We start from the raw sequence: 385 nt of genomic DNA, 5'->3' as shown, positions 1-385 counted from the left end.
AGGTGATCACGGCCTGCGGCGGCTCGGTGCGGGGGAAGACGATCGCGGTGCTGGGGCTGACCTTCAAGCCCAACACCGACGACATGCGTGAGGCGCCCTCGATCGACGTGATCGCGGCGCTGCAGGATGCGGGGGCCAGGGTGCGGGCCTATGACCCCGAGGGCATGGCTGCGGCAAGCCACATGCTCACGGATGTGGATTATGCCAAGGACGCCTATGACTGCGCGCGCGATGCAGATGCGCTGGTGATCGTGACCGAGTGGGACATGTTCCGGGCGCTGGATCTGCGACGCCTGAAGGCGGCGCTGGCTGCTCCCGTGGTGGTGGACCTGCGCAATGTCTACCGCCCCGAGGAAATGCGCCACCACGGATTCCACTACGTCTC

General features: G+C 66.5%; 1 protein-coding gene. It reads left to right on the top strand.

The annotated features are described in order from the left end of the window. Positions 1-385 (top strand): UDP binding domain-containing protein (locus tag AB4Y85_RS19490; protein WP_441986556.1); only part of this gene is annotated, 385 nt, incomplete at both ends.

Source organism: Microvirga sp. 2YAF29, assembly GCF_052114605.1.
GTDB lineage: Bacteria > Pseudomonadota > Alphaproteobacteria > Rhizobiales > Beijerinckiaceae > Microvirga.
Note: the sequence above shows the minus strand (reverse complement) of the source record. Positions and strands in the feature narration are given on the sequence as shown.